This is a genomic window from Mucilaginibacter sp. UYP27 (assembly GCF_040547175.1).
Classification (GTDB): domain Bacteria; phylum Bacteroidota; class Bacteroidia; order Sphingobacteriales; family Sphingobacteriaceae; genus Mucilaginibacter.
The window spans coordinates 110,464-133,694 of the sequence record NZ_JBEPPE010000001.1 but is presented as its reverse complement, the minus strand read 5'-3'; the positions used below and the strand labels follow the sequence as shown (position 1 = coordinate 133,694).

Sequence of the window (23,231 nt, the reverse complement as noted above, 5' to 3'; positions counted from 1 at the left end):
ATCCTATCTTTGCATGTCAAAATGACTTTAAAATTGCACTGGCGCAATTATTGAGTTTGGTGCATTATATAAAAATAATATGTTAGATTTTTTCAGTAAGCTTTTTGGAAGCAAATCAGAACGAGACGTTAAAGGGATTTTGCCAATAGTTGAGAAAGTGAAGGCTGCTTATGCCAAGCTTGACCAGTTAAGTAACGATGAGCTTAGGGCCAAAACCATAGAATTTAAAGAAACCATTGCTGCCGGCCTTGCAGGTATCGACGGTGAAATACAGGCCATTAAAACACGTACAGAAACCGAACTGGAAATGGAGGTAAGCGAAAAAGTTGCCTTGTACACTCAGTTAGATAAGCTGGAGAAAGACCGCAATAAAGAACTTGAAGATATTTTAGCGAATATTTTACCCGAGGCTTTTGCCGTGGTAAAAGAAACCTCGCGCAGGTTTGCCGAAAACAAAACGATTGAGGTTACTGCCACACCGTTTGATCGCGAACTGGCTGCCAAAAAGAGCAACGTACTTATAAAAGGTGATAAAGCTGTCCATCATAACACCTGGCTTGCTGCCGGCAACGAGGTTACATGGAACATGGTACATTATGATGTGCAACTGATTGGTGGTATTGTGTTACACCAGGGTAAAATATCTGAGATGGCAACAGGTGAGGGTAAAACTTTGGTAGCCACGCTGCCTGCTTACCTTAACGCACTTGCCGGACAGGGCGTACACATAGTAACCGTAAATGATTACCTGGCACGACGCGATAGCGAGTGGATGGGTCCGTTGTACGAGTTCCACGGGTTGGCGGTTGATTGCATTGATAAACACGAGCCAAACTCTGAAGAGCGCCGCAAAGCCTACTTAGCTGATATCACCTTTGGTACCAACAACGAATTTGGGTTTGACTACCTGCGTGACAATATGACACGCAGCCCTGAAGAATTGGTACAGCGCAAACTGCACTATGCCATGGTAGATGAGGTCGATTCGGTATTGATCGATGACGCGCGTACACCGCTAATAATCTCAGGCCCTATCCCTCGTGGTGACGAGCATGAGTTTTATGAGTTGAAACCACGTATAGAACGTTTGGTTAACGCGCAAAAAACTTACGTTAACACCGTATTGAACGAAGCCAAGAAAGCCATTAACGATGGTAATACCGGTATTGAAGATGGCGGTTTAGCGTTATTGCGGGCACACCGTGCATTACCCAAAAGCAAAGCATTAATAAAATTTTTGAGCGAGGGCGGAAACCGTACTGTTCTGCAAAAAACGGAGAACCACTATATGCAGGACCAGGGCAAAGAAATGCCGAGGGTAGATTCTGAATTGTTCTTCATTATTGATGAGAAAAGTAATTCGGTAGAGCTTTCTGAAAAAGGTATCGAGCTTATCACCGCATCGGGCGAAGATCCTCACTTCTTTGTGATGCCTGATGTTGGTACCGAGATCGCAAACATCGAAAAATCTGATGCGCCGGCAGAAGATAAGATAGCGAAGAAAGACGAACTGATGCGCGATTTCTCTATAAAATCAGAACGGATCCACTCGGTTAACCAACTGCTTAAAGCTTATACCTTATTTGAAAAAGATACCGAGTATATCCTTGATGATGGTAAAGTGAAAATTGTTGATGAGCAAACCGGCCGTGTATTGGATGGCCGCCGTTACTCTGATGGTTTACACCAGGCTATCGAAGCTAAAGAAAATGTTAAGGTAGAGGATGCTACACAAACCTTTGCTACCGTAACGCTGCAAAACTACTTTAGAATGTACCATAAACTTTGTGGTATGACGGGTACTGCTGTTACCGAAGCGGGTGAATTTTGGCAGATCTATAAACTGGATGTGGTAGAGATACCAACAAATACGCCAACCAGCCGTGCAGATATGCAGGACCTGGTTTACCGTACCATCCGCGAAAAATATAATGCCGTTGCAGATGAAATTGTAAAACTTACACAGGCCGGTCGCCCGGTACTGGTGGGTACAACATCGGTAGAGATCTCGGAGTTATTGAGCCGTATGCTTAAGCTACGAGGCATCAAACACAACGTACTGAATGCTAAGATGCACCAGAAGGAGGCGGATATTGTTGCCGAAGCTGGTCAGACAAGTACCGTTACCATTGCTACCAACATGGCAGGCCGTGGTACGGATATAAAGTTAGGCCCGAATGTAAAAGAGGCTGGTGGTTTAGCCATTGTAGGTACCGAACGCCACGAAAGCCGCCGTGTAGACAGGCAGTTGCGTGGCCGTGCAGGCCGCCAGGGCGACCCGGGTTCTTCCCAGTTCTTTGTATCGTTAGAAGATAACCTGATGCGTTTATTCGGATCAGAGCGTATCTCTAACCTTATGGTGCGTATGGGTATCGAAGAGGGTGAGGTTATCCAGCACTCTATGATCTCAAAATCTATTGAGCGTGCTCAAAAGAAAGTAGAAGAGAACAATTTTGGGATCCGTAAGCGTTTGCTGGAGTATGATGATGTGATGAACTCTCAGCGTACCGTTATTTATGCTAAACGTAAAAACGCATTATTTGGCGAACGCCTTGATGTAGATTTGAGCAACACCATTTTCGATGTAATTGAAGATGTGGTTACCGAATACAAGGAGGGAAACAATTACGAAGGATTCCAGATGGAAGTAATCCGTTTGTTCTCGGTAGATACTCAGGTAAATTCTGAAGAGTTTAGCGCTACATCTCTTGCTAACCTGGTAGAAAGCACATTTATTGAAGTAACCGACTTTTACAAACGTAAAGCAGAGGCTATTGCCCAACAGGCTTACCCGGTTATAAAAGATGTTTACGATACCCGCGGCCAATATGTGGAAAATATCGTGGTACCTTTCTCTGATGGGATCCACGGTTTACAGGTATCTGTACCGCTTAAAAAAGCGGTGGAGAACAAAGGTTTAGAGGTGTTTAAATCGTTTGAGAAAAACGTTACGCTTTACCTTATCGATGATGCCTGGAAAGAACACTTGCGCGAAATGGATGAGTTGAAGCAATCGGTACAAAACGCGGTTTACGAACAAAAAGACCCGTTATTGGTTTACAAGTTCGAGGCTTTTGAATTGTTCCGCCAGATGTTATCAAACGTAAATAAAGAGCTGGTTAGCTTCTTGTTTAGAGGAGGTATCCCGGTTCAGCAAGAGCCTGAGGAGGTGCGCGAGGCAAAACCTCAGCCCAAACTCGACCTGAAAAATATGCGTACTTCAAAACCGGAACTGGTAAGCGAAGCTAACGGCATGCCGATGGACGATACCCGCGAGATACAAAAACCAACCCCGGTAAAGGTTGAGCAAAAAATAGGCAGGAATGACCCATGCCCATGTGGTAGCGGCAAAAAATACAAAAGCTGCCACGGCCAGGGGATGAATTAAGAATCTCACCCAACCCTCTCCTGAATGAAGGGGCTAAAAAATAATCCACGCGTCCATTGCGAGATACGAAGCAATCCCCGATCTACAGAGCCGCTCTGTATAGCAAAAAGATTGCTTCGTGCCTCGCAATGACGGTTAAAAGGAAATCTAAAATGAAAAAAGCAATGTTTGATTATAAAGCTCTGGTAAGCCTCATCAAATATTGCTTTTTTTTTATGCTGATAGTGTGCTCATTCGGGGCATCGGCGCAAACCCGCGGCAAAGTACAAGTAGTGGCACCGCCACTGTTTGATACGCTATTAGCCAAACGCGCTACGCTTAATAAAGGACGTGGCGGGGGCTCGGCGGGTTACTCATCATATGGTTACCGTGTACAGATCTATAGCGGCAGCAACCGTGGGGCGGCATTCAACGCCCAGGCAAAGTTCAATATGGAATTCCCGGAGATGCGCACCTATATTGTGTACAAAGAACCAAATTTTAAAGTACGTGCCGGCGATTTTCGTTCGCGTATCGAGGCCGAACGCATGAAGGAGCAATTGAAGCCCTGGTTCCCGGCAATGTTTATTATCTCAGAGAAAATCAATCCACCCAAAACGGTTATCACTAATGATTAAGGAAAAAATACAGCAAATAGCAAAAGATATTTTTAATGATGTAGTGGCTAACCGCAGGCATTTGCACTCGCATCCCGAACTTTCTTTCCACGAGGTAGAAACATCGGTGTTTGTGGCAAATAAGCTGGAAGAGCTTGGGTTGGAATACAGCAAAATGGCCGATACAGGTTTAGTAGCCCTTATAAAAGGCGATAAGCCGTCCGATCGGGTAGTGGCCCTACGTGCCGATATGGACGCGCTGCCGATACTGGAGGCAAATGATGTGCCGTACAAATCGCAAAACCCGGGTGTGATGCACGCATGTGGGCATGATGTGCATACTTCGTCATTACTTGGTGTAGCTAAGATCTTAACCGATCTTAAAAGCGAGTTTGGCGGTACGGTAAAACTGATCTTTCAACCTGCAGAAGAAAAGTTGCCGGGTGGAGCCAGCCTGATGATACAGGAAGGCGTATTAGAGAACCCTAAACCACAGGCCGTGATAGGCCAGCATGTGATGCCGCTGATAGACGCCGGTAAAGTAGGTTTCCGCGCAGGCAAGTATATGGCGTCAACCGATGAACTTTATGTTACCGTGAGGGGCAAGGGCGGGCATGGTGCGCAACCGCAGCAGAATGTAGACCCGGTTGTTATTACGGCGCATATCATCACCGCGTTGCAGACCATCATAAGCCGCTCTGCCGATCCTAAAAGCCCATCGGTTTTATCCTTTGGAAAAGTGATCGCCAATGGTGCTACAAATGTAATTCCTAATGAAGTTTATTTGGAAGGAACTTTCCGTACAATGGACGAGAAATGGCGTTCTGAGGCTCATATCAAGATCAAAAAAATGGCTGAAGGTATTGCCGAAAGCATGGGCGGTACCTGCGAGTTCAATATCATGAGAGGCTACCCGTTCCTGATCAACGAGGAAAAGCTGACAGCGGCAACCCGGGCAAATGCCGAGGATTATTTGGGTAAAGAGAACGTGCTCGATCTGGATATTTGGATGGCGGCAGAGGATTTTGCTTATTACTCACAGGTGGCAGATTCTTGCTTTTATCGCCTGGGTACACGTAACGAAAGCCGCGGAATTACGTCATCAGTACATACCCCAACGTTTGACGTAGAGGAAAGTGCACTGGAACAAAGCGTTGGCCTTATGGCTTACCTTGCCGTAAAACAGTTAGGGAATTAATTTAGAAGTTAATGGTTCATAAATCATAGCCGCGCTTAATTACCATGAACAAAAAGTTACTAATAGCATTCTGCTTTTTACTTTCTGCCTTTGTCTCCAAAGCGCAGCAGATCCCACGTTTTAATCCTGATACCATCCTTACCATTACCATCGATACCGCAGTTGCCAATATCCGGTCGCATAGGTTAAACGCGCAGGATTTTATTGATGCAGTAATGAACGATACCAGTTTTTACAAGGCTTTCCAAAACATGAAAAGTTACGCCTTTACTGCCGAGAACCGCATTTACACCTACGATAAGAAGAATAAGGTTGATGGCAAGATCTACCGCCGGTTACTGCATAGCAACAATGGCGGCAAACATAAAATTGAATACACAACCAGGCGCGACAGTGGGAATGTTATAAAGAAAAACGGTAAGTACCAGTTGTACACCGTAGAGATGTTCGACTATATTTTCATGAACGCCTACAACTCGGATTTTGTGAAGGGCGAAGGTACATCTGCTGAAAACAAAGGTAAAAATGAAGGATACAAAGCCAAATTGAAAACCCTGATATTTACACCGGGCAGAAAAGTGCCGGGCATCCCTTTCATCAGCGGTAAAACAGAGATCTTCGGGCCGGAGTTACGCCAGTTTTACAGTTATGAGTTCGCACGCGGTAAATACCTGGATAGCATCCCTGTTTACCGGTTTAAGGTAAAACGCAAGCCCAGTACAAGCCCGGATGATGTGATGATACAGGAGATGACCACAATTTTCGATGTAAACAATTTTGAGATACTCGGCCGCTATATCGATATGAAATACAGCAATATGCTGTTTGATTTTAATGTGCAAATGAATATCGAACTAAATAAATTTAACGACGAGCTATTACCCATCAAAATCAGCTATCAAGGCAACTGGGATATCCCATTCCACAAGGAGGAACGCGCCAGCTTTTTAATTGTGCATAAGGATTATAAGAAGGAATAATGCTCATTAATTAACCGTCATTCCAAACTTGTTTCGGGATCTCTCAGGACAGTTATACAGTAACCCTTGCGTGTGGGATGCCGAAACAAGTTCGGCATGACGGCTAACTTTTCTCGGCTATTTCTTTTATAACAAGGTTACGTTTCACCAGTAATGCGGTCACATACCTTTTAAGGAATAACCAGTTTGCCAGTTTCCCTAATATTCCTAACGGTGATTCAAAAATAAACACATCCTGCATAATGGTTCTTGTGCCATCGTGATTAAAGTAATGTTCATGTCTGAAACTTTTAAAAGCACCGCTTACCATTTCGTCCGTAAAGAAAACTGGGGCGTTAAAGTCTGTGATCTTTGATGTAAGGTTTTGCCAGATACCAAAATGCTTAGCCCGCCATGTAACGGTTTCGCCAAAGCCAATTAACCCACTCGTACGGCCAGCAATTGCCCGCTCGCCGGTATGTGCTGTTGATGCAACATGTACATCAATGTCCCGCGAAATGTCAAAGCATTTTTCGAGTGGAGCATTGATAAATGTAGTTAATACTATTTTCGACATATCTACAAGTTAAGCCATGAAGTAAAGTTCGGCATCGCGCATAGTCCTGAAAGAAACGAAAACGCCGATCATAAAAATAACCGGCGTAATCATAAAAATCCTTAAAATCAGTGTTTAAAATTCTGCATTCTTCGGGAACCTTGGGAAAGGGATCACATCGCGGATGTTGCCCATGCCGGTAACAAATAGCACCAATCGTTCGAAGCCTAAACCAAAGCCTGCGTGCGGGCAACCACCGTAACGGCGGGTATCAAGGTACCACCAAAGTTCATCTTTAGGGATACCTATCTCGTCCATGCGTTGCTCCAACCTGTCAAGGCGTTCCTCGCGCTGCGAACCACCTACAATTTCGCCGATACCGGGGAACAGGATATCCATAGCGGCAACAGTTTTGCCGTCGTCGTTTTGGCGCATATAAAATGATTTTATCTCTTTAGGATAATCCGTCAGGATCACCGGTTTTTTAAAGTGTTTCTCAACCAGGTAACGCTCGTGTTCCGACTGTAAGTCGGTGCCCCAGCCTTCTATCGGGTATTGGAATTTCTTCTTTTTGTTTGGGGTAGATTCTTTCAGGATCTCGATAGCCTCGGTGTAGGTCAAGCGCTCAAAATCGTTATCTAAACAAAACTGAAGTTTCTCTAACAAAGTAAGGTCAGAGCGTTCGTTTTGTGGTTTTTGTTTCTCTTCATCTTGCAGGCGCTGGGTTAAAAATTCGATATCTTCCTTGTTTTTATCAAGCGCGTAGCGGATAACATACTTTAACAGTTCCTCGGCCAGGTCAGCATTGTCCTTAAGGTCATAGAAAGCCATTTCGGGTTCTATCATCCAAAACTCGGCCAGGTGGCGGGTAGTATTTGAGTTTTCGGCACGGAAGGTAGGGCCAAAGGTATAAATATCACTCAGTGCCATTGCACCAAGTTCGCCCTCCAACTGACCGGACACGGTAAGGTTGGTAGATTTACCAAAGAAATCTTGCTTGTAATCTACTTCGCCGGTATCGGTACGTGGTACATTGGCAAGATCGAAGTTGGTTACGTGGAATGCTTCGCCGGCGCCTTCGGCGTCAGACTGGGTAATAACGGGCGTGTGCAGGTAAACAAAACCACGCTCCTGGAAAAAGGTATGTATAGCGTATGAAAGCGTGTTACGCACCCTGAAAATTGCACCAAACGTACTGGTACGAAAACGCAGGTGCGCAATTTCCCGTAAAAATTCAAGACTATGTTTTTTTGGTTGAAGCGGGTATTTCTCCGGGTCGCTGTCACCTAATATTTCGATACTTGTTGCCTTAACGTCAACGCTTTGCCCTTTACCTAACGATGCTACCAGCCTGCCGCTAACGCTAAGCGCTGCGCCGGTGGTAATACGCTTTAATGTGGCAGGGTCGGTATTTTCAAAATCGACAACAATTTGCAGGTTATTATTTGTTGAGCCATCATTTAAAGCAATAAACTGATTGTTACGGAAGGTACGCACCCATCCTTTAACAGTTACATCAATATCGGTTTTACCGCTTTCAAGCAGTGCTTTAATTTTTGTACGAGAGCTCATATAAAATAGTATATGCGGCAAAAATACAATTATTTGCTAAACCTGTAAGCAGTAAAACCGTACTTAAATGGATATAACTTAGTTACGTGGCAGATAGATCAGGAAGTTGCCTTTGGTAAATTTAACACTATCCGCATAAATGCTTGAGGTAACCGGAAACTTGCGTTTAAATTTCAAAGTAAATGTACCCGCAATTACATGTTGGGTCGAATCAACATCGGTAACTATTAATGAACTACCGCCAGCAACACCTGCATTGTAACGGCTTACGGTGTCCTTGCCAATTAATTGATAATAGCGGGCCTGGTTGCCTGTTAAAGCATACGTGCCTTTGCCGGTGTATTTAATGTGCATTTTGATGCCTGCATCCCTGCCAAGGCCCAAAATAGAAATGGAATCGGTGCCAACTTTTGCGCTGTAAGGTTCTGCATAAACAGATAAGCCATTTTTTTCGGCAACAAAATATTGTTGGTAAGAAGTGCGGCAGCAATTGTCGTCGTTTTTCAAACAAGATGAAAGGAGTAGGGCGAAGAATCCCAGGGCGATAAAAGTAAACTTTTTCATGATCAATATTTTTAATGTGTTAGTTTATACTTTACGTTAAAAAAGTTGCGTGTGATACAATGTGTGTGAATTTTTTGTATGAAGCGGAATTAAAGTATTTTCAGAATCGAATGGATAGCATTATGTTAATTAAATAATTCTGTAAATTCTGATTCAGACAACCTAAGTTTGCAGCTCAATTAAATTTAATTTGAAACCGAAACTTAGCCTGGTTATTGGTATTGTATGTATCTCTTTTTCGCCAATATTTGTAAAGCTGGCGGCCTCACCAGCCATTACATCGGGCTTTTACAGGATCTTTATTGCATGGCTGTTCCTGCTTCCTTACTGCGTTTTAAAAGGCAAATTAAAAACAACTCGCAGGGCGCTTGTTATTACCATTATTGGCGGTGTTGTTTTTGGGGCAGATATTGCCATGTGGAATATTTCGCTGTTAAAGATCAGCGCTACCATATCAACCTTGTTGGCTAATCTTGCCCCGGTTTGGGTAGGGTTGATGAGTTATCTACTATTTAAACATAAAGCGGGCAAGCTGTTTTGGGTGGGCACTTTTGTAGCGATAATTGGGATGGTGATATTGGTCGGCTACGAGAATGTGATACACCTGGAATTTAGTCCGGGGATATTATACGCCGTGGCTGCAAGCATACTTTATGCCGCTTACCTCATGATAACCAAGGGCATCATCAAACACATAAACACCTTTACTTTTATGTGTTACAACATGCTGGGGGCAGCGGTGTTTCTACTGGCAGTTGCACTTACCCGCGGCGACGCGTTAACCGGATTTGATACTGCAACCTGGGGTTGTTTCCTGGGGATGGGCGCTCTTTGCCAATTGATAGGATGGCTTACCATCAATCACTCGTTACGTTATCTCGAATCTACGCGTGTAGCCATAGCTTTGTTAGGGCAAACAGTTATCGCCGGGTTTTTAGCCATAGGCCTTTTGGGGGAAACCCTGCACCTTAAAGAGATAATCGGGGGTGCGATAGTTTTGATTGGAATAGCAGTTTCGTTTTTGAAATCCAAAAACGCTGTACTCATCCCAAAGGGAACTGATTAATTACTTAGTTAACCAACCATTATCGCCCATCCAGGTCTTGGCCCAATTGAACCACAGCCCTTTGCTTTTTGAATTTACCAGGCCAAAACCATGACCACCGGCCGGAAACAGGTGCATCTCGGCTTTTACCTTGTTTTTAAGCAAAGCTTCGTACATCAGTAAGGCATTCTCTACGGGCACAACGTCATCATCTTCGGCATGTACTATGAATGTTGGCGGGGTGCTGGCTGTAACTTGCTTATCGTTAGAGTATAGATCGGCCTGTTGCTGTGTTGCATTTTTGCCTATCAAGTTCTCACGAGAACCAACGTGTGCCTTCTCACCAAAAGATATCACGGGGTATATCAGCATCATAAAATCCGGGCGAACGCTGATGTTGTTTGGGTTATCAATAACCACTTTATCAAAGTGCGTCCCCTCGGTCGCCGCCAGATGCCCGCCTGCCGAAAAGCCGATAATGCCTATTCGGTTTAAGTTAATGCCCCATTTGGCAGCATCCTGCCTAACTATTTGTATGGCACGTTGGGCATCTTGTAACGGGCCTATGGTTTTATCAACCATGATGCTATCGCTGGGTAAACGGTATTTTAATACAAATGCAGTTACGCCAATCTTATTAAATTCTCTGGCTATATCTATTCCTTCATGTCCGGAGGCGAGGCCTGCATAAGCACCGCCGGGGCATATTATTACGGCTGTACCATTTGCCGTGCCTTTGGCAGGCAGGTAGGGCGTAATAGTAGGATTTGTTACTTTAAAGATCCATAATTCATCATTTCTTTCAGCATAATTAGCTGGTGCTGCTTTACTGTTAGGTACGCCCTTTGGATATAGCAGCATCGATTTTTGTTCCTGGCTAAAGGCAAGGGTTGTAGTAGCAGTCAATATTAATACGGTTAAAATACGCTTCATCATAAAAAGTAGCATTGGTAAGGGCAAGGTACAATTTATGGCAACAAAAAACGACGCTGTGGTGTGCAGCATCGTTTTTTGTATTTTATCTAAAAGCCGGACTTTAATTCTTCGGTCCGCCAAACTCCATTAAGTACGATTTTAAAAACTCGTTTAGGTCGCCATCTAACACGGCAGCGGCGTTAGAGGTTTCATGATCTGTACGGAGGTCTTTAACCAGTTTGTATGGGTGCAATACATAGTTACGGATCTGCGAACCCCATTCTATCTTTTTCTTGTTCCCCTCAACCGCGCTTGATGCCTCGGCACGCTTGCGCATCTCGGCTTCATACAACTGCGATTTAAGCAGGCGGATAGCATTTTCTTTATTTTGTAATTGAGAGCGTGACTCCTGATTTTTAATGATAATGCCCGATGGCTTGTGATATAACCGTACGGCAGTTTCTACCTTATTTACGTTTTGGCCACCCGCACCACCCGCGCGGAAAGTCTCAAACTCGATATCGGCGTCTTTCACCTCAATATCTATGGTGTCATCTACCAACGGATAAACATATACTGAAGCAAATGAGGTATGGCGCTTAGCGTTAGAATCGAATGGTGAAATGCGCACCAAACGGTGGACGCCATTTTCGCCTTTCAGGTAACCATAAGCAAATTCACCTTCTATTTGCAGCGTAACCGTTTTTACACCGGCCACGTCACCTTCCTGGTAATCCTGCTCAGACACTTTGTGCCCGTTCTTTTCGGCCCACATAATGTACATGCGCATCAGCATGGCGGCCCAGTCGCAGCTTTCAGTGCCCCCGGCGCCCGCTGTAATTTGAAGTACGGCATTAAACTGGTCTTCCTCGGCGCTAAGCATGTTCTTAAATTCAAGTTCTTCGACCACGGACACAGCCTGCTCGTATTGCTCGTTCATTTCTGCTTCGGTAGCATCGCCACTCTGCATAAATTCAAACAACACGTTTGTATCGTCTATTACCGAAACCACTTTCTGGAAAGCGTCGGTCCATACTTTTTTTGCTTTGATGGATGCCAGAACTTTCTCGGCATCTTTAGGATGATCCCAAAAGTTTGGGCCTATGGTTATATCCTGTTCCTTTTGCATGGCATCGAGTTTGGTATCGATGTCAAAGATGCCTCCTCAGGGAAGTTGTTCTATCCCTTAAATCCTGCATGTTCTCTTTTGTCATAATGGCAAATATATAAAATTGCGGTTAGGCCAAATAAAAAAGGCCTACAATTAATTGCAGGCCCCGTAGTAAAAAATATTTTTGCTTACGCGATGCGCATCTGGTTTAACAACACACCCATATCGGCAACGTTACCGTTTACTTTAGACAGGATGGTGCTTAGCGCAAACTCTTTATTCTGTTCGCCTTTTGATTGTTCCATTAACTGGTGCATTACCGGTGGGATTAATTCGTCGGCAATTTTCATAGCCTCGGCCATGCCTATGTTATAAAAATTGTTCAGCTTATTAGCAAACCTATTAGCCACGCTATGGATAAGCGGGTTATCATATATCGCCGAAAACTGGAAGTATTTTACCAGGTCCTTTAATTTGCCCGTATCCATTTGGTTTTTTAATACCTCAATGATAGAGCTTGACGCCTCATTAATTACCGCCTCGCGGTGTTCTACAGGCACTACCGGGTTGTTCATAACAGCCGTATCGGCATTGTTTTTTACGAGCAAAAAAAGTTTTTCAAACATGGCAATATTTGTTTAAAAGGCAGATTAAGAAAATGATGAAAAATAATTGGTTTATTTACCAACACCACAAATATATTAAATATTTATTTTCACTTTCTAAAAATTATCAAACATTTGTTATTGAAATGACAATTCGTTAGTGTAAAACAAACACTATCTTGGGTGTGTTAAAATAACACTTAACTGTCCTTTTTTCACTTTTAATATCAGGCTCAGTTTTAACTTGTTACTTTTACAAAAAACATCACAACTATGCTGCCAAATATTGATTTTACGAGCACCCAATCGTATAAATACTTAACAGATCACTACATTGATATCGTATCAAAAAGTTTGAAGGAATTATTTGAAACTGATAATCAGCGATTTGAAAAATTCTCGCTTCAGTTTGGGGATATTTTGGTGGATTACTCCAAGAACCGCGTTGATGATGAAACACTTGCGTTACTTACCCAATTAGCACGCGAGTGTGGTGTAAACAAGGCAATTGAAGCCATGTATTCTGGTGAAGCCATCAATGTTACCGAAGGCCGCCCGGTTTTGCATATCGCTTTGCGTAACCGCAGCAACACCCCAATTTTAGTTGATGGTAAAGATGTAATGCCCGATGTTAACGGCGTATTAAATCACATGAAAGAGTTTAGCGAGGCCATCATCAGCGGGGCGTGGACAGGTTATACAGGTAAGGCTATTACCGATGTTGTAAACATCGGCATCGGCGGCTCGGACCTTGGCCCCGTGATGGTTACGGAAGCACTAAAAGCTTACAAGAACCACCTAACCATGCACTTTGTATCAAATGTGGATGGTACACATATAACTGAAACTTTAAAAGAGGTTGACCCGGAAACTACACTGTTCCTTATCGCTTCTAAAACATTTACTACGCAAGAAACCATGGGTAATGCCCACAGCGCCCGCGATTGGTTCATTAAAAACGGCGGTAAGGACGAAGATGTAGCCAAACACTTTGCAGCATTATCTACCAATAGCGAAGGCGTTGCGAAATTTGGTATCGATACCAAAAACATGTTCGAGTTTTGGGATTGGGTTGGCGGCCGTTACTCGCTTTGGAGCGCGATAGGTTTATCTATCTCATTAAGCATTGGCTTTGATAATTTTGCCGAATTGCTTGATGGCGCACATGCGATGGATAACCATTTCAAAGATGCCCCGCTTGAGCAAAACCTGCCTGCTATTTTGGCATTGATAGGTATTTGGCATAATAACTTTTTTGAGGCTGAAACAGAAGCTATTCTTCCGTACGATCAATACATGCACCGCTTTGCTGCTTACTTCCAGCAAGGGGATATGGAAAGCAACGGTAAACATGTAGACCGTAACGGCAAGCACGTAGACTATCAAACTGGCCCCGTTATTTGGGGAGAGCCGGGTACAAACGGGCAGCACGCGTTTTACCAACTGATACATCAGGGGACAAAATTGATCCCGTGTGATTTTATAGCGCCTGCGCAATCGCATAACCCGCTTGGCGAGCACCACAATATGCTGCTCTCGAATTTCTTCGCTCAAACCGAGGCTCTAATGAACGGTAAAACTGAAGAAGTGGTAATTGACGAATTGAAGAAGGCCGGAAAAAACGAAGAAGAGATCAAAAAAATTGCACCTTTTAAAGTTTTTGAAGGCAACCGCCCTACAAACTCTATTCTGGTTAAAAAAATAACACCGCATACGTTGGGCAGTCTGATCGCCATGTACGAGCATAAAATATTTGTACAAGGCATCATCTGGAATATTTACAGTTTCGACCAATGGGGTGTTGAACTGGGCAAGCAATTGGCCGGAAAGATTTTACCTGAGTTAAAAGATGATGCAGAAGTTAACACACACGATTCATCAACCAACGGTTTGATCAATCAGTACAAAGCCTGGAGGTAATCGGTCTGCAGTTTTAAGTTTGCAGTAAGTAGCTCTATTTAATTTGTCATGCTGAACTTAGTGAAGCATCTAATCGCCGATATACATATCGTAAATTAGGTTCTTCGGTATAACTCAGCGTGGCATTTTTTGGTTATTGCGGCCGCTGATCGTTTTGGTCGTACGGGTTTTTGGGATGAAATGCCTCATTGGGTAGGTGTGCATATTTAGGGTTTTTGCCGTATTGGTTTGGCCATGATTTGCCTTCTTCCAGCAAAAGCCAAAACGTATAAAAAGGAACAAGTTGCCACCAGCCGCTGTTGTCCAGATCATGACAACGTTTGGCGCCCTGTGCCCAACGGAACCAAATTAGAGGAATAAACATAAGCAAATAAGAATTTGAACTGTTGTGATGCCTCAATTGTGAACTAATAAAAAAGATGCCACCGATAAAAACCAATATACTCAGGCCATATTCGGTGCGGGAAATGCGGCCATCGAAAGAAAAGGAATCGTTGAACATAATGTTGGTTTAGGTATGCTAATATAAGTAATTTCTTCTATTAAGCTTGCCTTACGTTATAACACATCAAAACCACTCCACTACCAAACACCTTAGTTTTATAAGGGTGCATAGTTAACCTGCTTTTAAACAATGGCCGGCCTTTTTTTATTGCCAGGGGATAGATCCATATCAGGTATTCATCTACGAGGTTTAGCTTAATAAGCTGTGTAACAAGTTTGCCACTACCATAAACGATCATGTCTTTCCCAGGCAGCGTTTTTAACGCCCTAATTTCTTTGCCAATAGGGCGGTTGGCCAATCGGGCATTTTGCCAGTTTCCGATTTTAAGCGTTTTAGAGAATATCACCTTTTCATACCTATTCATCATATCTGCAAAATCTACAATCTCACGTGGGGCAGAAATATTTGACTGCTGGGCCTGCCAGTAAGGTGCCATACACTGATATGTGTTGCGGCCAATCAACAAAGTATCAGCATTGCCAAGTTGCCTGGTTATGATCTTCGCCATTTCGTCATCCCAATACGGTTCATGCCAGTCTAACTCGCCATGCGAGCCGGCCATAAAACCGTTAAGGGTTATATTCATCGATATAACTAACCTGCGCATGGTGTTACGCGGGGGTGTAGCAAAGTACCGTAATGCCACATTCAAACGGGCTGGCTTTAACTAATTTAAGCGGCAGATTAGCTTCCAACGCGCCGTAAATGGTTTTGCCTTTACCAATGGCAACAGGGTTAACAAAAATGTGGTACTCGTCTATCAGGTTGTGTTTTATGAGTGCCGCTCCAAATGTTGCACCGCCATAAGCCACAATATCCCCGCCGGGTTGTGCCTTTAGTTTATTTATCTCTTCGGTTAGGTCGCCGGTGGCAAGGGTTGTGTTCTCCCATGGGCTTTCGGCCAGGGTTTTGGTGAAAACTACCTTAGGGTCGTTAACCATTTTGTGGGTAAATCTATCTGCAGATGGGTCGGCAGAGCGTTCTTTCCAAACCGGGATAAAACCTTCGGCCAGTACACGGCCAAGTATAATGGTGTCTATTGGTTCGGTTATTTCCTGTACATATTCTTTTAGTTTATCATCCCAGTTCCAGGTCATCCAGTCCATTTCGTTATTTGGGCCTGCCACAAAGCCATCAAGGCTCACCTGCATCTGTAATTTTAGCTTTCTCATTTTGTTGTTTTGTTATGATGATACAAATGTACCGTAGATGGTTTATAAGGTAAGGTGCAAAAAGGACTAATTAGGGGTTGTTTACGACTTTCTACTTCACTACATTTACTTCTGATAAACCAATTCATCGCCAAAATGAGACATGTATCTATCCTGATAACCAACGAGGCCGTATTAGCCAGCATTGCAGACCCGCGCATCATGTTTACCGGCGTTAACGACTTTTTGGCTGCAGCCGGCAAGCCACCAATGTTTAATGTGCAGTTGGTTGGGTTAGAAAAAGAGGTGCGCCTGCATGGCGGTTTGTTTTCGGTACATACAGATGCGGTGATAGGAGAGGTTAAGAAAACTGACCTCATTATTGTTCCGGCTTTTGGCGGGGATATGGCTACTGCTATAAAAAGTAACGAGGAGTTTATCCCCTGGATAATTGACCAGCAGTATAAAGGTGCCGAAGTTGCCAGCCTTTGCGTAGGCGCGTTCCTGTTGGCAGCAACGGGCCTGCTCGATGGTAAAGAGGCATCGAGCCATTGGCGCTTTGCAGAGGAGTTTAGGAAGATGTTCCCGAAGGTAACTTTGGTTGACGACAGTATAGTTACCGAGCAAAACGGCCTGTACAGTAGTGGCGGCGCAACATCCTACTGGAACCTGCTTTTATATTTGGTTGAGAAATACGCCGGGCGAGATATGTCTATAATGGCAGCTAAGATGTTTGCATTGGAGATAGACAGGAAGAGCCAGTCGCCGTTTATTATGTTTAACGGGCAAAAAACCCACGAGGACGAGTCGATCAAGAAAGCACAGGAGTTTATAGAAGCCAACATAACCGAAAAGATCTCGGTAGAAGAACTGGCAATGAAGTACGCTATTGGCAAACGCCATTTTGAGCGCCGCTTTAAAAAGGCGACCAACAACAGCCCGCTGGAGTACATTCAACGTGTTAAGATAGAAGCCGCTAAAAAGCACCTGGAAAGCAGCCGGATGAATGTTAATGAGGTAATGTATGATGTTGGCTATTCGGATACCAAGGCCTTCCGAACCGTGTTTAAAAAGATAACCGGCCTATCGCCGGTAGAGTATAAGAATAAGTATAATAAAGCGAGTTAAATGTTCACGTTCACGGCCGTGAACGGGGGTTTATATTTGTAATTCGCTGATAATTAAATATTTGAATATTTGTTGCACCTGACAAAACAATGTCACCATTATTGTCCTTAAAGCATATCGCTTGTACTCGTAGATGGTTGGATCGCTATTGCAATGGTCTTATATATATCAGAAAAGCTGCGAACATTGGGGCTTTTCCATTTACTTCTTTACAAACTTAACCTGGAACAATTTATTCCATTTTTTGCCGGTTATAAAAATGCGTTTGGTGGTCTTATCGTAAGCAATGCCGTTTAAGACATCGGCATGGGGGTTACGGTTCAAATACAGGTCGGTCATATCAATTTTTTGTAGTACAGCACCTGTTTTAGGGTCTATCACTAAGATGTTATCAGTATTCCAAACATTCGCGTAGATCTTTCCATCAATATATTCAAGCTCGTTAATTTCATTAACTGCACCTTTATCATCATAAACATCAACAAATCCCTTTTGCTGATAGGTGTTTTTATCCAGGAACCAGATACGGTTGGTGCTATCGTCCATATAAATTTTATTAGCGTCGTGCGTCATTCCCCAGCCTTCAATGCCTACGTTATTATCAAACTTGCTAAGTAGGTTTAGCGTTTTTTTGTCGTACACAAAGCCTATTTTTTCGGTGTAGGTAAGCTGGACAATTTTGTCACCAATAACTGCTATCCCTTCAGCAAAGATTTTGGGATCGATATTTACTACTTTAAGTACCTTGCCTGTAGTTAGATCAACTTTGCGCAAGCTTGATTGACCATTTCCTTCAACCACACGCCCGCCATCGCTTTCATACATAACGCCGTCCTGGTACTCTAATCCCTCTGTAAAAGATGCAGTATCATGCGGAAAAACTTTCTCTACAACAAAACCCAATTGCTCCGGTGCTTTGGCGGCAAGCAGGTTGATGTTGGTGGTTAAGTCCTGGCTTTGGCCGGCCTGGTAAACTTTTGCGGTTATCACACGCGCGCCAAGTGCAAGGCTATCGGTTTTAACATTTACAGCCGATGAATCTTTAGCCGTGCCAACGCGTGTACTGTCGAGCAAATAAACAACCGAATCTATTTTAATATCAGCAGGATAGCCAATTTTCAGGGCAATTTGTTCACCTGCTTTGTAGTTGCTGCCCGCATCGGGGCTAATGGTAAATTCGTCTTCTTTTTTATCGGTTCTACAGCTGTAGGCCAGCATTGCTATTACTGCGAAAAGTGCTATGCGTTTATTCATCTTAAATGGCAGAAGGCCAAAAGGCATCTTCAATATGTTTTAGTGTGTGGTTACTATTACGGTCAAACAGGATAGATATTATATCAAACCTAACTTCTCCCTGGTGATCCATCAAATATATGTACTCGTCGGCAGCTTCTACCAGTAAACGCTGCTTGCGGGCGTCAACAAAATCTTCGGGTTCGCCAAAGGCATTGCCGGTGCGGGTTTTAACTTCGGTAAATATAATTATCCCGGCTTTATAGGTAATCAGGTCTATCTCGGCTTTGCCGAAAACCCAATTCTCATCCATTATCTCATACCCATTGGCTTCCATATGTGCCTTAGCCATTGCTTCGCCTTTTTTGCCGAGATCGTTATGGGATGCCATTATTTAATAATTACCGAGCCTAAGTAATCGGAAATGGTTTTCTCTACCTTTTTCATGTGCATGTATTGGTTCAGCAGAATTTCCTGGTCGGCCTCTCCTGTGGTCGTCTTTAGTTCGTTACGCAGGTTAAGTAAGATCTTGCCTACTTTTTGTTTTTTTAGGTGGAAGATAGCACCCAGAATGGTGGCCTTCATATTAACTTGCTCATCGGGTACCAAAATTTTATGCATCTCGTACCAGTTCTCGCTCAATACGTATTTTGTAGCCAGCATGGTTACCACCAGGTCAACAATGCCCTTATCATGGTAATGGATAAAATGCTGTTCTTCGGGTAATACACCGTTCTCTACTTCCTGTCGGTAGATCTCCATGAACTTTTTAGTTTCCGGTTGCTCAAATTCCACGTCGCTCAACTCGGCTATCATAAACGGACCGATGTAGGTATTGGCAATGCCATCCCAATCGATCATCTTGTTGCCGTAATGTAACAGCAAGCGTACTATCTCGCGCTCCTGCGTGTCCGATTCTTTGGCAATATGCTCCTGCGGCTCGTCAAAAAACAAAAGGTCTTCCGGCGTGGCATCTGGCCTGCGGTTTTGATTCTGCTGTTGCTGGCTATCCTTTCTTGCCTTGGCCTGGCGCATTTTATTCAGTTCGGAAAGCAGCGCGCGCTCATCAATTTCCAGTCTGTTACTGCACTCTTTCAGGAACACCGAAGCCTTGATAGAATCGGGGATCTTGGCGATGCTTTCTACGATCTCGCGTATAACCTCGGCCTTTTTTATCGGGTCGTTACCAACATCCTTTAGCAGGATCTCGGTCTTATATAAAATGAAATCTTTTTTGTTTTTATCAACGTGCGTTTTAAACGCATTGGTGCCAAACTTCTGCACGTACGAATCCGGGTCATGCCCATCCGGAAACAGCACCACTTTTACGTTTAGGCCTTCCTCCAATATCATATCCAGCCCGCGCAGGGATGCTTTGATACCCGCCGCATCGCCATCATAAAGTATGGTGATGTTTTTGGTAAGGCGGCCTATTAGCCTGATCTGCTCTACGGTTAAGGATGTACCCGACGATGCCACCACATTTTCGATACCCGCCTGGTGCACCGATATTACATCGGCATAACCTTCCACCAAATAACAATTATCTTCTTCACGGATGGCTTTCTTAGCAAAATATAACCCGTAAAGGATGCTCGATTTATGGTAGATCTCCGACTCGGGCGAGTTTACATACTTAGGTACGTTCTTGTCGTTTTTTAAAGTACGGCCGCCAAAGGCGATAACCCTGCCTGTAAAACTGTGGATTGGGAACATCACCCGGCCACGGTAACGGTCATAAAGCGAACCATTATCCCGTTTAACAGACAGGCCGCTTTCTACTATAAATTCTTCCTTGTATCCTTGTTTAAGTGCTTCGCCCGTAAAGGCTTCCCATTGATCGGGCGAGTAACCCAACTCAAACTTTTTGATGGTATCGTTGGTAAAGCCGCGCTCTTTAAAATAGCTGTAGCCAATGCTTTTGCCTTCATCGGTTTCCAGCAGGCTCTCGTGGAAAAACTTGGCCGCAAAGCCCGATACGATCATCAAACTTTCGCGGTGGTTTTGTTCCTCCAGGTTCTCGGCCGATTCTACCGTTTCCTCTACCTCAATGCCGTATTTTTTGGCAAGCCATTTCAATGCTTCGGGGTAGGTAAATTTCTCCAGCTCCATTAAAAAGGTTACAGCGCTGCCACCCTTGCCCGACGAGAAATCTTTAAAGATGCCCTTGGCCGGCGATACCGTGAAAGACGGTGTGCGCTCGTTAGCAAAGGGAGAAAGGCCTACGTAGTTGGCCCCTCGCTTTTTCAATTGTACAAATTCGCCAATCACCTCCACAATATCTGTGGCTTCCATTATGCGGTCTACGGTGGGTTTGGTGATCATGTTTTTAAAAGCTACGCCCTAAAATTACCTATAACTGGGTATTGTTGAAGAATTGTATCTAACATTTTAATAAACCCGGGGATATAAGATTGATCAAAATGGAGTGTGAAATATAATTTTGCACAATATTCCGAAGAGCTACCATAAGCTATGCCTTCTAATTCAAAGTTTCCATTACCATTTCCTTTAATTTCAAAAGATAACTGATTTTCGCGGTCTTTAAATAATGTAGAGGCAGTTAAATTATGATACAAGTAATCGAATTGATTTCTTAATTCTTTAAATTCTAATGTCATTAATTCGGCGATATATGTACCCGAAAAATCTCCACATCCGACACTTATTTCTGTCCTAAGCCAATTATTATCCCAGTCAAGATCAGAGTTATATGTTATATATTCCAATACTTCAATTTTAAGGCTATCGCCGAAAGTTCGGATTTCAAAATACGTTGTCAAACTGTCGTCCATGTTTTAGGGTTACAAAAGTAATTGTTAAGCGGGTAAGTCTTTGATTAAATATAGAAAAATATCTGCAATATTACTCAGCCCGCGACACTTCGTGCGCGTCCTTCTCTGCGCAGCAGATAGGGTTCTAAAACATATTCTCAAAAAAATCACCCCCTCTTTGCGCAGCAGAGAGGGGGCAGGGGGTGAGTCAACTCGTAAACTTCGCTAAAAAGTTATCCACCCATTATATCCAACAACTCATTTAACTCGTCTACCTTTTCTGCTGAGCCCAGGTGCTCGTAGGCACTGATGAGGTTGCGGATAACGCGTTTAATAATATCAGAGTTGGAGCAGGGCTCGTAAAATTGCTTATCGAACTGAAGGTTCAGCTGTTTCAGGAACATATCCACATCCCTGCGGCCAAAAATGAAACCTTTATTAAACGCGTTGATATAGAATAGGATGCCGCCTTCAAATTCGTTTTCGCGGCTTTCGTCAAGATAGGCAAGTATAAAATGCTGCGGCAGGTTTACACCATAAACCGGGATATCCAGCTTTTGGGCTATGATGGAATAAATGATGGCTAACGAGATCTGGTTGCCTTTTTTAATATCCAGCACCTGGCTTATGTAGCTGTTTTGCGGGTCGCGGTGGTTGGTGGTGTTGCCACTAAAGCCGTGGATGCTGTAAAAAACATGGTTCATCAGCTTAATCTGTTCCACCGGGCTGGCCTCGTTTGTCATCTGGATCCAGATATCGCGCTTAATGGATTCAATCTGGTTTATTACCTTTTGCTCATCAAGATCAGGGTACTGATAGCGGTTAACTATCAGGATGCCTTGTAGCAGGTCGAACGCGCCGCTCTGGTGCCAAAGCTTCAGGTCGTTTTTTAAGGTGCCGAACTGGATCTCGTGTACAAGGTTGGCAATACGTTCCTGCTGTATGGGGTCAAAGGCTTGCTCAAAAGCACTTTCCAGGTAATTGATAGCCTCGATACCATAAGATAGCAGTTTTTCGTGAACGTGGCCGAAGATCTCAGCGTCCGGGTCGTCCAGCAAACGGATAAGTGAATTTACTTCTGTAGGATTTATCATATATCTCTTAGCTAAAATACTAAACCTTTTAATAGTTTTACAGCTATGTTCAATTTAACGTTCGCAAAAGATTTTCTGTTGCACAGGCTTACGTCAAAAAATCGTCATGGTTTGCACTCGCCATTTGTTTACCGACTGGTAGACCAGGTTATATATGATAAAGCGGATAAACCTGTTTATCAAAAAATAGAGCAGGAGCGCGATAACCTGCTTACAGATAACCGCTCCATCACCGTTACCGATTTAGGTGCAGGATCGCACGTGAACAACAACAAGCAGAAAAAGATAAGCGCTATCACCCTAAACGCGCTTAAGCCGCCTAAGCTTGCTAAATTGCTTTACCGACTGGCCGCGTCAACAAAACCTAAAAGCATTGTTGAACTGGGCACTTGCCTGGGTATTACCACGCTTTATCTGCAGGCCGCCGCGCCAAATGCAAAAGTGTACACCTTAGAAGGCTGCCCCCAAACCGCGGGTGTTGCCAAAGAGGTATTTAGCAGGGCAGGGGCGAAAGAGATTAAGGTAATAACCGGCAACTTTGACGATACCCTACCGGATGTTATTGCCGGACTGGATAAGCTCGACTTTGTGTACATAGATGGCAATCACCAGCGCGACGCTACCCTACGGTATTTTGAATGGTGCCTGCCAAAAGTGCACGAAGATACCATGCTAATATTTGACGATATTTACTGGAGCGACGGCATGAAACAAGCCTGGGCCGAGATAAAGGCCAACCCCCAGGTAACCGCCACGGTAGATTTATTTTGGATAGGCCTGGTGTTTTTTAAAACCGGCCAGGCGAAGGAAGATTTTAAGATAAAGGTGTAGGGGATGTGCGGATTTCAGATGTGCAAATGAATAATACCTAATCTGAATTTTTTGATATTCGCTTGCTTCTAATTTGCACATCTGCA

22 protein-coding genes are annotated in these 23,231 nt (G+C 43.7%); 8 read left to right on the top strand and 14 right to left on the bottom strand.

Going from position 1 to position 23,231, the window contains the following annotated elements:
• Window positions 1-79: 79 nt before the first annotated feature.
• The 4 genes from secA (at window position 80) to ABIB39_RS00490 (ending at window position 6,162) form a co-directional block, all read left to right on the top strand.
• Entirely contained in the window at window positions 80-3,388 is a 3,309-nt protein-coding gene (secA, locus tag ABIB39_RS00505) for a preprotein translocase subunit SecA (RefSeq protein ID WP_354426632.1), read from the top strand.
• 152 nt (window positions 3,389-3,540) lie between these two features.
• Complete coding sequence (locus ABIB39_RS00500) at window positions 3,541-4,005, top strand: SPOR domain-containing protein (RefSeq protein WP_354426631.1); 465 nt, start codon at window positions 3,541-3,543, stop codon at window positions 4,003-4,005.
• Window positions 3,998-5,182 carry a M20 metallopeptidase family protein gene (locus ABIB39_RS00495; protein ID WP_354426630.1) on the top strand — a complete coding sequence of 395 codons (1,185 nt, stop codon included), beginning with the start codon at window positions 3,998-4,000 and terminating at the stop codon, window positions 5,180-5,182. The genes ABIB39_RS00500 and ABIB39_RS00495 overlap by 8 nt, the downstream gene beginning before the upstream one ends.
• 44 nt (window positions 5,183-5,226) lie before the next feature.
• Window positions 5,227-6,162 carry a hypothetical protein gene (locus tag ABIB39_RS00490; protein ID WP_354426629.1) on the top strand — a complete coding sequence of 312 codons (936 nt, stop codon included), beginning with the start codon at window positions 5,227-5,229 and terminating at the stop codon, window positions 6,160-6,162.
• A 103-nt stretch (window positions 6,163-6,265) separates the two neighbouring features.
• Here ABIB39_RS00490 and ABIB39_RS00485 read toward each other — a convergent pair whose 3' ends face one another.
• From ABIB39_RS00485 to ABIB39_RS00475, 3 genes are all read right to left on the bottom strand, one after another.
• The gene (locus tag ABIB39_RS00485) at window positions 6,266-6,718 is read right to left on the bottom strand and encodes an SRPBCC family protein (RefSeq protein WP_354426628.1); all 453 of its coding nucleotides are present in this window, start codon (window positions 6,716-6,718) and stop codon (window positions 6,266-6,268) included.
• 114 nt (window positions 6,719-6,832) lie between these two features.
• Window positions 6,833-8,269, bottom strand: coding sequence for an asparagine--tRNA ligase (gene asnS / locus ABIB39_RS00480; protein WP_354426627.1), 1,437 nt, complete (start codon window positions 8,267-8,269; stop codon window positions 6,833-6,835).
• A 78-nt stretch (window positions 8,270-8,347) separates the two neighbouring features.
• Window positions 8,348-8,833: a DUF6252 domain-containing protein gene (locus tag ABIB39_RS00475; RefSeq protein WP_354426626.1), complete on the bottom strand. Its 486-nt coding sequence runs from the start codon at window positions 8,831-8,833 to the stop codon at window positions 8,348-8,350.
• A 190-nt stretch (window positions 8,834-9,023) separates the two neighbouring features.
• Here ABIB39_RS00475 and ABIB39_RS00470 point away from each other — a divergent pair, with 190 nt between their 5' ends.
• Window positions 9,024-9,899 (top strand): DMT family transporter, encoded by an 876-nt coding sequence (locus ABIB39_RS00470; RefSeq protein ID WP_354426625.1) that lies wholly within the window; start codon window positions 9,024-9,026, stop codon window positions 9,897-9,899.
• On the opposite strand, the gene ABIB39_RS00465 is transcribed toward ABIB39_RS00470, so the two are convergent.
• The 3 genes from ABIB39_RS00465 to ABIB39_RS00455 form a co-directional block, all read right to left on the bottom strand.
• Complete coding sequence (locus ABIB39_RS00465) at window positions 9,900-10,814, bottom strand: alpha/beta hydrolase (RefSeq protein WP_354426624.1); 915 nt, start codon at window positions 10,812-10,814, stop codon at window positions 9,900-9,902.
• 100 nt (window positions 10,815-10,914) lie between these two features.
• Window positions 10,915-12,007 (bottom strand): peptide chain release factor 2 gene (gene prfB, locus ABIB39_RS00460; protein WP_354426623.1). Its coding sequence is split into 2 segments (ribosomal slippage): window positions 10,915-11,946 and window positions 11,948-12,007, totalling 1,092 coding nucleotides; the frame shifts between segments, so codons are not numbered across the junction.
• 85 nt (window positions 12,008-12,092) lie between these two features.
• Entirely contained in the window at window positions 12,093-12,530 is a 438-nt protein-coding gene (locus ABIB39_RS00455) for a hypothetical protein (RefSeq protein ID WP_354426622.1), read from the bottom strand.
• 252 nt (window positions 12,531-12,782) lie between these two features.
• On the opposite strand from ABIB39_RS00455, the gene pgi reads away from it, so the two are divergent.
• Window positions 12,783-14,429: a glucose-6-phosphate isomerase gene (pgi, locus tag ABIB39_RS00450; RefSeq protein WP_354426621.1), complete on the top strand. Its 1,647-nt coding sequence runs from the start codon at window positions 12,783-12,785 to the stop codon at window positions 14,427-14,429.
• A 133-nt stretch (window positions 14,430-14,562) separates the two neighbouring features.
• On the opposite strand, the gene ABIB39_RS00445 is transcribed toward pgi, so the two are convergent.
• Genes ABIB39_RS00445 through ABIB39_RS00435 form a run of 3 tightly spaced genes read right to left on the bottom strand, consistent with a single transcriptional unit; the run spans window position 14,563 to window position 16,106 of the window.
• A complete protein-coding gene (locus tag ABIB39_RS00445; RefSeq protein ID WP_354426620.1) occupies window positions 14,563-14,931 on the bottom strand; it encodes a DUF805 domain-containing protein in 369 nt (122 codons plus the stop codon).
• A gap of 40 nt (window positions 14,932-14,971) precedes the next feature.
• Window positions 14,972-15,541 carry a dihydrofolate reductase family protein gene (locus tag ABIB39_RS00440; protein ID WP_354426619.1) on the bottom strand — a complete coding sequence of 190 codons (570 nt, stop codon included), beginning with the start codon at window positions 15,539-15,541 and terminating at the stop codon, window positions 14,972-14,974.
• A gap of 4 nt (window positions 15,542-15,545) precedes the next feature.
• A complete protein-coding gene (locus ABIB39_RS00435) occupies window positions 15,546-16,106 on the bottom strand; it encodes a dihydrofolate reductase family protein (protein WP_354426618.1) in 561 nt (186 codons plus the stop codon).
• A gap of 135 nt (window positions 16,107-16,241) precedes the next feature.
• Here ABIB39_RS00435 and ABIB39_RS00430 point away from each other — a divergent pair, with 135 nt between their 5' ends.
• Entirely contained in the window at window positions 16,242-17,213 is a 972-nt protein-coding gene (locus tag ABIB39_RS00430; RefSeq protein ID WP_354426617.1) for a GlxA family transcriptional regulator, read from the top strand.
• A gap of 201 nt (window positions 17,214-17,414) precedes the next feature.
• Here the strand turns inward: ABIB39_RS00430 and ABIB39_RS00425 are convergent, their stop codons facing one another.
• The 5 genes from ABIB39_RS00425 to ABIB39_RS00405 form a co-directional block, all read right to left on the bottom strand.
• Window positions 17,415-18,494, bottom strand: a complete 1,080-nt coding sequence (locus ABIB39_RS00425) for a glutaminyl-peptide cyclotransferase (RefSeq protein WP_354426616.1) — start codon at window positions 18,492-18,494, stop codon at window positions 17,415-17,417.
• A complete protein-coding gene (locus ABIB39_RS00420) occupies window positions 18,469-18,837 on the bottom strand; it encodes a YraN family protein (protein ID WP_354426615.1) in 369 nt (122 codons plus the stop codon). The genes ABIB39_RS00425 and ABIB39_RS00420 overlap by 26 nt, the downstream gene beginning before the upstream one ends.
• Window positions 18,837-20,771 (bottom strand): DNA primase, encoded by a 1,935-nt coding sequence (dnaG, locus tag ABIB39_RS00415; protein WP_354426614.1) that lies wholly within the window; start codon window positions 20,769-20,771, stop codon window positions 18,837-18,839. The genes ABIB39_RS00420 and dnaG overlap by 1 nt, the downstream gene beginning before the upstream one ends.
• A gap of 11 nt (window positions 20,772-20,782) precedes the next feature.
• A complete protein-coding gene (locus ABIB39_RS00410) occupies window positions 20,783-21,241 on the bottom strand; it encodes a WapI family immunity protein (RefSeq protein ID WP_354426613.1) in 459 nt (152 codons plus the stop codon).
• 212 nt (window positions 21,242-21,453) lie between these two features.
• Complete coding sequence (locus ABIB39_RS00405) at window positions 21,454-22,314, bottom strand: transglutaminase-like domain-containing protein (protein ID WP_354426612.1); 861 nt, start codon at window positions 22,312-22,314, stop codon at window positions 21,454-21,456.
• A 45-nt stretch (window positions 22,315-22,359) separates the two neighbouring features.
• Here ABIB39_RS00405 and ABIB39_RS00400 point away from each other — a divergent pair, with 45 nt between their 5' ends.
• On the top strand, window positions 22,360-23,145 hold the full coding sequence (locus ABIB39_RS00400) for an O-methyltransferase (RefSeq protein WP_354426611.1): 786 nt from the start codon (window positions 22,360-22,362) through the stop codon (window positions 23,143-23,145).
• The last annotated feature ends 86 nt before the right edge of the window (window positions 23,146-23,231 follow it).